Raw genomic sequence first — 9,803 nt, 5'->3', positions numbered from 1 at the left:
CGCCGAGCACGTAGTCCAGGTAGACGCCGCCGAAGAAGATCCCGGCGGCCCGGCCGACGCCGTCGGGCGCGCTGGTGGACGGCACCGACCAGTTCGAGGTGCTGCGGCTGCCGAAGAGCCGCAGGTCCCCGCTGCCGCCGACCGAGTAGCGGTACGTCCGCGAACGCCCCCGACGGGTCCCGCCCGCGGGGGCGTTCGCATTCGGTCAGGTACCCGCCGTACGCCCGGCCCGCCGGTCGCCGCCCGGTAGGGTATCCGGACGTGCCGTCCACCGTCTCGGTCCTCACCCGCAACCGGAACTTCCGCAATCTCTTCCTCGCGGAGCTGGTGGTCTTCGGCGCCGACTGGTTCGTCATGGTGCCGCTGCTGGTGCTGCTGCCGGACCTGACCGGCAGTGGCGTGTGGGGCGCGCTGGTGCTCGCCGTCGACACCGGCATCGTGGCGTTGCTGCTGCCGTACACGGGCACGGTCGCCGACCGGTTCGACCGGCGCAAAATCATGATCATTTCCAACGTCGCGGCCCTGCTCGGCGTGCTGCTGCTGCTCGGGGTGCGTAGCGCCGGGACCGCCTGGCTGGCGATGGTCGGGATCGGGGTGGTGGCGGTCGCCAAGGCGTTCTACTCCCCGGCGGCCCAGGCGGCCCTGCCCAACGTGCTCGACCCCGACGAGCTGGCCGCCGGCAACGCCGTGGCGGGCTCGGCCTGGGGCACCATGACCGTCGTCGGCGCCTCTCTGGGTGGCGTGCTCAGTGCCGCGGTCGGCCCGTACGCCTGCTTCTGGGTGGCGGCCGTGGGCCTGGTCGGCGCCGCGGGCCTGGCCACGCTGATCCGCCGGCCGTTGCAGGCGCCCCGCGACGCGGACCTGCTGGTGCAGCGGACCTGGCCAGCGATCCGCGAGGCGCTGGGCTACATCGGGCACCGGCCGAGGGTGCTGGCGCTGGTCACCGTGAAGTCGGCGGTCGGCCTCGGCAACGGCGTGCTGACCGTGTTCCCGCTGCTCGCGGCGGTGTACGGGGTCGGTCCGATCGGCACCGGGCTGCTCTTCGCCGTCCGCGGGGCGGGGGCGCTCGTCGGGCCGATCCTGATGCGCCGGGTGCTGACCAACCGGGCCTGGCTGCTGCCCGGGCTGGCGCTGTCCATGTCCCTCTACGGCCTGGCCTACCTCGGCACCTCGGTCGCCAACTGGTTCCCGCTGGTGCTGGTCCTGGTCTTCGTCGCCCACTTCGCGGGCGGCAGCAACTGGGTGATGTCGAACTTCGCCCTCCAGGGCGAGGTGCCGGACCGGCTGCGGGGCCGCGTCTTCGCCACCGACATGATGCTGGCGACCCTCGCCGTCTCGATCAGCCAGCTCGCGGTGGCCGCCGTGGTGGACACCGTGGACGAGCGGGTGGTGCTGGCCAGCTGCGGCCTCGTCACGGTGGTCTACGCGGTCGGCTGGCGGATCGCCACCCGCCGGCTCTCGCTCACGAACCCGGCCCAGCAGCCGGCCCCGAGCGCCGCCCACTGACCCGCCCGCGCAGCCGGCGGTCAGCCGCGGCCCGCTCCGGGCGGCGCCCGCTGACCCGCCCGGCCGTCAGGGCCGGTCGGTCCCGGTGCCCGTCGGCGCGTCCGGCCGGGATCGGCCGCCCCACTGCGCCGGCACGTCGGCGCCGCCCTCCGCGGTCCACCCCGGGCCGGTCGGCGGCGCAGGCGGGGCGGTCGGCACCGGTTGGCCGGTCGGCACCGGGGCGGTCGCCGGCACCGGCGCGCCGCCGGCGAGCGGTCGCCCGCCGAACGGGCCGGCCTCCGCGCCGCCCGCCCGCCGCCCGGCCAGCACCGCCGCGATCAGCAGACCCGTCCCGATCGGGTACGTCAGGGCCTGCAGCCCGCCGTAGGCCAGGTTCATCAGCTGGAAGTTCGAGCGCCCCCAGTCGAAGTCGAACGCGCGGGGCAGCAGCAGGGTCCAGGCCACGCTGAGCACCGCGTTGACCAGCAGCACACTGAGCCCGGACAGCGCCAGCAGCCGGGGCTTTCGGGGCAGCCGCCGCCCGGCCGTCGCAGCCAGTACGAGGCCGACCAGCAGCACCAGCGCCGTGGGCGCCTGGAAGGCGGTCACCGTCGCCACGTACCCGAGTTCGCGCATCCCTGCCTCCAGCCGCCGTCGGTCGGGTCAGGCTAACGGACCGGCGGGGGTGCCCACCGTCCTGCGGGGGCGGCCCTCCGGTCCCGTCCCATCCGGCGGGCGGAGACCCGCGTCGTCGGTGCGGAGCCCTAGCATGAGCCCGTGCCGACGAACTTCACCTCCGGCCCGGTCCGGGTCCGGGTCCCCGCCACCAGCGCCAACCTGGGGCCGGGGTTCGACGCCCTGGGGCTCGCCCTGGCGCTGCACGACGACGTGGCCGCCGAGGTGACGGCGCGGGGCGTCACGGTGGTCGTGACCGGGCAGGGCGCCGGGGAGCTGCCGGCCGACGACCGGCACCTGGTCGTCCGCGCCATGCGGGCGGCCTTCGACGTGCTCGGCGGGCAGCCGCCCGGGCTGGCCGTGGAGTGCGTCAACCGCATCCCGCAGGCCCGTGGGCTGGGCTCCTCGTCCGCGGCGATCGTCGCCGGCGTGCTGCTGGCCCGCGCGCTGGTCACCGACGGCGAGAAGCGCCTCGACGACGCCGCCGCGCTGCGCCTCGCCGCCGAGATCGAGGGCCATCCGGACAACGTGGCGCCGTGCCTGCTCGGCGGCTTCACCCTGGCCTGGACCGAGCCCTCCGGCGCCCGGGCGGTGTCGCTGCCGGTCGCCGACGGCGTACGACCGACGGTCTTCGTGCCGGCGGAGCGCGGCCTGACGGCGACCGCGCGGGCCGCGCTGCCGGCCACCGTGCCCCACGCTGACGCGGCGCTGAACGCCGGCCGCGCCGCGCTGCTGGTGCACGCGCTGACCGCCGAGCCCGGTCTGCTGCTCCCGGCCACGGTCGACCGGCTGCACCAGGACTACCGCGCCGACGGGATGCCGGGCAGCGCCGACCTGGTGGAAGCGCTGCGTGGGGTCGGTGTGGCCGCTGTGATCAGCGGTGCGGGGCCGACCGTCCTGGCCCTGACCGACCCGCCCGAGGGCCTCGACCCGGGAACAGGTTGGCAGGTCTGGCGGTTGGATCCAGACGGGAGCGGAGCACAGGTCGCCCGGGGTAGACTGGGACACGCAGAGCGGGACCCTGTTGCCGCAGGTCGGAAGAGTTGATTACGCTCTAGACTTAGCACAGCCGCGAAGCATGCGATCTCCCTGCGGGTCGGCGCACCCCCGAAGCTTTCGGCGGTCAGCCCGTCACCCCTGCCTAGGCCCACGCCGCACCGCAGTGTTCACAGGTCGCCGCAAACGGCGAGACCCGCTCACCGACGTTTGGTGAGTCGGGAAACCGACCGGCTGCTGTGTCACAGACTCCCGCGACGCGTCCATGCGAGGCGGGTGCACCGAGGCCGCCCGGCCACCTGGCTTTTCGACTCCGGGCAGTCCCGGCCTATCGAGGGAAGGAATCCATTGAGCGACACCACCGACGTGACGTCGGATGTTTCCAACGTCGCTGGCGATGCCACCACCGCCGCCGCCCCCGCCCGTCGTCGGCGTAGCGGCACCGGCCTGTCGGCAATGCTGCTGCCGGAGCTGCAGAGCCTGGCCGCCTCGCTCGGCATCTCGGGCACGGCCCGCATGCGCAAGGGCGAGCTGATCAGCGCGATCTCCGAGCGGCAGGGCGGCGCCGCCGCCGGGACCCCTCGACCGCGGGCCGAGGTCGCGGCCGCGGCCGCTGCCGCTGCCACCCGTGAGGAGGCCCGCGCCGAGGTCCGCGAGACCACCGAGCGGCCGGCGGCCGAGCGGCGCACCGTGGAGCAGGCTCCGGCGGAGCCGGCGGCGGTCGAGACGGAGCCCCGTGGCCGGACCCGGCGCAGCCGGACCGCCGCCTCCGAGGCACGGGCCGCGGAGGCCCGTCCGGCGGAGACGCGCCCGGCGGAGACCCGTCCGGCGGAGGCCCGCCCGGCGGAGACCCGTCCGGCGGAGGCCCGTCCGGCGGAGACCCGTCCGGCGGAGACCCGTGTGGAAGAGGCCGAGGCCGGCGAGCGCGCCGACCGGGGCGAGGGCCGTGGCCGTGAGCGGGGCGAGCGTGCCGAGCGCGGTGACCGTGCCGAGCGCGGTGACCGTGCCGAGCGCGGTGACCGTGCCGAGCGCGGCGAGCGTGCCGACCGGGGCGAGCGTGCCGAGCGGGGCGAGCGTGCCGAGCGGGGCGACCGCAACGAGCGGGGCGACCGTGGCGAGCGTGCGGAGCGCGGTGACCGCAACGAGCGCGGCGAGCGTGCCGAGCGCGGCGACCGCAACGAGCGCGGCGACCGGGGCCAGCGCATCGAGCGTGACAACGACGGCGACGACGACGAGAGCGGCGGCCGGCGCGGCCGGCGCAGCCGGTTCCGCGACCGCCGCCGTGGCCGCGGTGAGCGTGCAGAGGGCGGTGGCACCGGCGACGGCGGGCGCGAGCGCGAGCCGCAGGTAGGCGAGGACGACGTCCTCGTCCCGGTGGCCGGCATCATCGACGTGCTCGACAACTACGCCTTCGTGCGGACCACCGGCTACCTGGCCGGCCCGAACGACGTCTACGTCTCGATGTCGCAGATCAAGAAGTACGGTCTGCGGCGCGGTGACGCCATCACCGGTGCGGTGCGCGCCTCCTCGCGCGACGGCGAGCAGCGGCGGGACAAGTACAACCCGCTGGTGCGGCTGGACACCATCAACGGGATGGAGCCGGAGGAGGCGAAGCGCCGGCCGGAGTTCTACAAGCTCACCCCGCTCTACCCGCAGGAGCGGCTGCGGCTGGAGACCGAGCCGCACATCCTCACCACCCGGGTCATCGACCTGGTCATGCCGCTCGGCAAGGGCCAGCGCGCGCTGATCGTGTCGCCGCCGAAGGCGGGCAAGACGATGGTGCTCCAGGCCATCGCGAACGCGATCACGCACAACAACCCGGAGTGCCACCTGATGGTGGTGCTGGTGGACGAGCGGCCCGAAGAGGTCACCGACATGCAGCGGTCGGTGAAGGGTGAGGTCATCGCGGCGACGTTCGACCGTCCGCCGCAGGACCACACCACGGTGGCCGAGCTGGCGATCGAGCGGGCGAAGCGCCTGGTCGAGCTGGGCCACGACGTGGTCGTGCTGCTCGACTCGGTGACCCGTCTCGGTCGATCGTACAACCTGGCGGCGCCGGCCAGCGGCCGGATCATGTCGGGTGGTATCGACTCCACCGCGCTCTACCCGCCGAAGCGCTTCCTGGGTGCGGCCCGCAACATCGAGAACGGCGGCTCGCTGACCATCCTCGCCACCGCGCTGGTGGAGACCGGGTCCATGGCGGACACGGTCATCTTCGAGGAGTTCAAGGGCACCGGCAACGCGGAGCTGAAGCTGGACCGGAAGATCGCCGACAAGCGCATCTTCCCGGCCATCGACATCCACCCGTCCGGCACGCGCAAGGAGGAGATCCTGCTCGCGCCGGAGGAGCTGGCCATCATCCACAAGCTCCGGAAGGTCCTGCACTCGCTGGACTCGCAGGCGGCGCTGGACCTGCTGCTCGACAAGCTAAAGCAGACCCGCACCAACATCGAGTTCCTGATGCAGATCGCCAAGTCGACGCCGGGGGAGTGACCCTCCCCGGGTGAGACGAGCGAGAAGGGCACGGCCACCAGGCCGTGCCCTTCTCACGTCTCGCGTCCCGGGCCCCGGTGCGGTCGTGAACTCCGGACGCGGCACGCGGACTGCCAGGCGAGCCACGCATGCCGGCCTGCGTCGGTGACGATGCGTAACCGGACCTCGACTCGCCCGCAACATGACTCTGCGTGAGCGAATCCGGCGGCGCAACGGGCCTGCCTTTCCTGTACCGCCGCTGCTGGTGCCTCCTGACCAGGGGTTTTGCCGGAAGGCGTGGTCCCGCCGTTGCACCCTTCACGCTCCCCTTTGCTCTGCATCCACATGCGCACCGCTCACGTGGCGTGTCCGGTGCCGATATGGCTGCAGAGCAAAGGGGACGGAGCGGGGGGTGGGGGAAGGCCGGGACCGTCCACTCTCGGTGACCGGATGCGGTGCCGCCGTGGCCCGTGGGCGCGGTAGTGAGCGCGGTAGGGCCCGGCCGCGTGCGCCACGGTGCGGTCCGCGAGTGCGGCGGCGCGACGGCGACGGCAACCGGACGGGTGGAGTTTTCCTTCGCTTTGGGCAATAGGTATTGAAACTTCTATTCACCGTCCGGTTGACTGTCGCCCATGCGTACCCGCAGACGATCCGCCCGGCTCGCAGGCGTCCTGCTGCTGACGCCGCTGCTCACCCTGGCCGGCACCGTGCCGGCGAACGCCGGTGCGCCGGCTCCGGCCACCGACCCCTCCGCCACCGCGGCCGAGGACGCACCGCGTGCCTCCTCGTACTCCACGGGCTCCGTGACGCTCGCCGGCGACCCGGCCGCGAGCACCTCGGCCGCCGCGGCCCCGACCGGCCTGGAGCCGGCCGGCGGCCTGGAGACCGCGAAGACCACCCGCCCGGTCGCCCCGGGCCTCGCCCTGACCTCCTTCGACCGGTACGACGCCGACGGCTGGCTGCGCGCCGACGCGCTCACCGCCGACCTCACCGGCGGCCTCACCGTGGACTACGTCAACTCCGGCGCGGTCAGCCGGGCCGAGCCGCTGCGCGGCGCCGTCGACGCGGCCCGGGCGGTCGCCGCGGTCAACGGCGACTTCTTCGACATCAACAACTCCGGTGCCGCCCAGGGCGTCGGCGTCCGCGACGGCCAGCTGGTCCAGTCCGCGGTCAGCGGGCACCGCAACGCCGTCGCGATCACCACCGAGGGGCTCGGCCGCGTCATCGAGGTGAACTTCGACGGCACCGCGACGCTGCCCACCGGTCCGGTGACGTTGACCCAGTTCAACAACATGATCCAGGCGAACGGGATCGGCGTGTTCACCGCGCTCTGGGGGTCGTACACCCGGGAACGTGCGGTCGACGGCGCCACCCGCGTCACGGAGGTCACGGTGGTCGACGGCCGCGTCGCCACCGTCGGCGGCACGGCCGGCAGCGGGGCGGTCCCGGCCGGCACCACCGTGCTGCTCGGCCGCGACGCCGGCGCGGACGCCCTCGCCGGGCTGCGCCCCGGCGACCCGGTGACCGTCGCCTACCAGCCCAAGCCGGCCGACGGCAGCACCCTGCACGCGGCGGTCGGCGGCGGCAACGTGCTGGTCCGCGACGGAGTGGTGCAGAGCATCGCCGACGCGTCGCTGGCCCCGCGCACGTCGGTCGGCTTCTCCGCCGACGGTCGTCGCATGATCATGCTGACCGTGGACGGCCGGCAGGTCGACAGCCGCGGCGTCACCCAGACCGAGATGGGCCGCATGATGGCCGAACTCGGCGCGCACCACGCGCTCAACCTCGACGGCGGCGGCTCCTCGACGCTGCTCGCCCGGGAGCCGGGTGCGGCGGCCGTGCAGGTGGAGAACAGCCCGTCCGACGGCAGCGAGCGTGCCGTGCCCAACGGCCTGGCCATCTACGCGCCCAAGGGCAGCGGCCGGCTCACCGGGTACTGGCTGGAGACCGCCAGCGACCCGACCACCGCCCCGGGCGTCGCGCCGGTGCGCGGCGGGCGGCCCGACCGCGTCTTCCCCGGCCTGACCCGACGGCTCACCGCCGCCGGGCACGACGAGACGTACGGTCCGGCGGCCGGCGCGCCGAAGTGGCGGGCCAACCCGGCCGTGCACGGCGTCGTCGACGACAAGGGTCGCTTCCGGGCCGGCCTGCCCGGGCGCACCACGGTCACCGCCTGGCGGGACGAGGCCAGTGGCACCCTCGACCTGACCGTGCTCGGGCCGCTGGCCCGGGTCGACTCCACCGTGGACCGGGTCGGCCTGACCGGCGCGCAGGGCAGCGCGCTGTTCGGCGTGGTCGGCTACGACGCCGAGGGCAACACCGCCCCGATCGAGCCGGCCGACCTGAAGCTCGACTACGACAAGGACCTGCTCCGGATCGTCCCGACCGCCGACGGCAACCTCGCCGTCACCGCTTTGCGGGACACCGGCTCGGCGCTGGTCACCGTCCACGTCGGCCGGAGCAGCACCGTCCTGCCGGTCACCGTCGGGCTCACCGACGTGCCGGTGGCCACCTTCGACGACGCGGCGGCCTGGAAGTTCAGCCAGGCCCGGGCCAGCGGCGCGGTCGCGCCCGCGCCGGGCCGCACCGGCACGGGCCTGAAGATGACGTACGACTTCAGCCAGTCCACCGGCACCCGGGCCGCGTACGCCGACCCGCCGGCCTGGATCGAGGTGGCCGGCCAGCCGCAGGCGTTCGGCATGTGGATCCACGGCAACGGCACGGGGGAGTGGCCCAGCCTGCACCTGCACGACGCGCAGAACACCCAGCACGTCCTGCGCGGCCCGCTGATCACCTGGACGGGCTGGAAGTACGTCGAGTTGGCCGTGCCCGCCGGGGTGCAGTACCCGGTGCGGGTCCGCCGGTTCTACGTGGCGGAGACCAACGCCGCCGCGCAGTACCGCAGCGAGGTGGTCATCGACGACCTGGTGGCGAAGGTGCCGCCGACGGTCGACGCGCCGGCCGAGACGCCGCGCACCGACCGGGTGGTGCTGCGCGACGGCACGGTGGACGGGGCGCCCTGGCGCTTCGCGGTGATGTCCGACGCGCAGTTCGTCGCGGCGGACCCGGACAGCGACCTGGTCGCCCAGGCCCGCCGTACGCTCCGCGAGGTCAAGGCCGCGAAGCCGGACTTCCTGGTGATCAACGGCGACTTCGTGGACACCGCGTACCCGGCGGACTTCGCGCTGGCCAAGCGGCTGCTGGACGAGGAACTCGGCGGCGAACTGCCGTACTACTACGTGCCCGGCAACCACGAGATCATGGGTGCCCCGATCGCCAACTTCAAGGCCGCCTTCGGCGACACCGAGCGGACCTTCGACCACAAGGGCACCCGGTTCGTCACGCTGAACTCGTCGACCGGATCGCTGCGCGGCGGCGGCTTCGACCAGGTGCGGATGCTGCGCGAGGCGCTCGACTCGGCGGCCGGTGACGCGGGCGTCGGCTCGGTGGTCGTGCTGCACCACCACCCGCCGCGCGACCCCAGCCCGGCCAAGGCCAGCCAGCTCGGCGACCGGAAGGAGGCCGCGCTGCTGGAGCAGTGGCTGGCCGACTTCCAGCACCGCACCGGCAAGGGGGCCGCGTTCGTCGGCGGGCACGTCGGCACCTTCCACGCCGACCGGGTCGACGGGGTGCCGTACCTGATCAACGGCAACGCGGGCAAGAACCCCTCCACCCCGGCCGACCAGGGCGGCTTCACCGGGTGGACGGAGTTCGGGGTGGACCCGGTGAGCCCGGCCGAGGCCGACCGGGCCCGGCGCAACCCCCTCGTCGAGGGCCCGCGCTGGGTCGCCGCCGAGTTCCACGCGCACGTCGACGCGCTCGCGCTGGCCGCCCCGGCCAGCGTCCCGGTCGGCGCCCCGGCGACGGTCACCGCCACGGTGACCCAGCCCGGCGGGCGTACGGTGCCGGTGGCGGCGCCGGTGAGTGCGGACTGGTCCGCCTCGCCGAACGTGCACGTCGGCTCGGTCCTCGGGCTGAAGCCCTGGCACGTGGCCCGCTTCGACCCGGCCACCGGCAAGCTCACCGCCCTGCGCCCCGGCGCGCAGGTCAAGCTGGCCGTCGCGGTCAACGGGGCCCAGGCCGAGGCCACGGTCACCCTGACGGCCGCCGCCGCGGCTCCCGCCGCCTGAGGCGGGGAGGGGCACCTTCCGACGCCTGGTGCGTGGGAAGGCGCC

The 9,803-nt window shown here is 74.4% G+C and carries 5 protein-coding genes; 4 read left to right on the top strand and 1 reads right to left on the bottom strand.

The window, feature by feature from the left end; all coding sequences use genetic code 11:
• The first annotated feature begins 261 nt into the window (after positions 1-261).
• Entirely contained in the window at positions 262-1,506 is a 1,245-nt protein-coding gene (locus tag AB0G13_RS08550) for an MFS transporter (protein WP_357870840.1), read from the top strand.
• A 66-nt stretch (positions 1,507-1,572) separates the two neighbouring features.
• On the opposite strand, the gene AB0G13_RS08545 is transcribed toward AB0G13_RS08550, so the two are convergent.
• Entirely contained in the window at positions 1,573-2,121 is a 549-nt protein-coding gene (locus AB0G13_RS08545) for a hypothetical protein (RefSeq protein WP_357870835.1), read from the bottom strand.
• Positions 2,122-2,262: 141 nt separating this feature from the next.
• Here AB0G13_RS08545 and thrB point away from each other — a divergent pair, with 141 nt between their 5' ends.
• The 3 genes from thrB to AB0G13_RS08530 all read left to right on the top strand — a co-directional run bounded on the left by thrB (position 2,263) and on the right by AB0G13_RS08530 (position 9,758).
• On the top strand, positions 2,263-3,207 hold the full coding sequence (thrB, locus tag AB0G13_RS08540) for a homoserine kinase (RefSeq protein ID WP_357870832.1): 945 nt from the start codon (positions 2,263-2,265) through the stop codon (positions 3,205-3,207).
• Positions 3,208-3,504: 297 nt separating this feature from the next.
• Positions 3,505-5,649, top strand: a complete 2,145-nt coding sequence (gene rho, locus AB0G13_RS08535; RefSeq protein WP_357870829.1) for a transcription termination factor Rho — start codon at positions 3,505-3,507, stop codon at positions 5,647-5,649.
• 611 nt (positions 5,650-6,260) lie between these two features.
• Positions 6,261-9,758, top strand: a complete 3,498-nt coding sequence (locus tag AB0G13_RS08530; protein ID WP_357870826.1) for a phosphodiester glycosidase family protein — start codon at positions 6,261-6,263, stop codon at positions 9,756-9,758.
• Positions 9,759-9,803: the final 45 nt, after the last annotated feature.

The sequence above is a fragment of the Micromonospora sp. NPDC023633 genome (assembly GCF_040640035.1).
Lineage (GTDB): Bacteria > Actinomycetota > Actinomycetes > Mycobacteriales > Micromonosporaceae > Micromonospora.
Note: the sequence above shows the minus strand (reverse complement) of the source record. Positions and strands in the feature narration are given on the sequence as shown.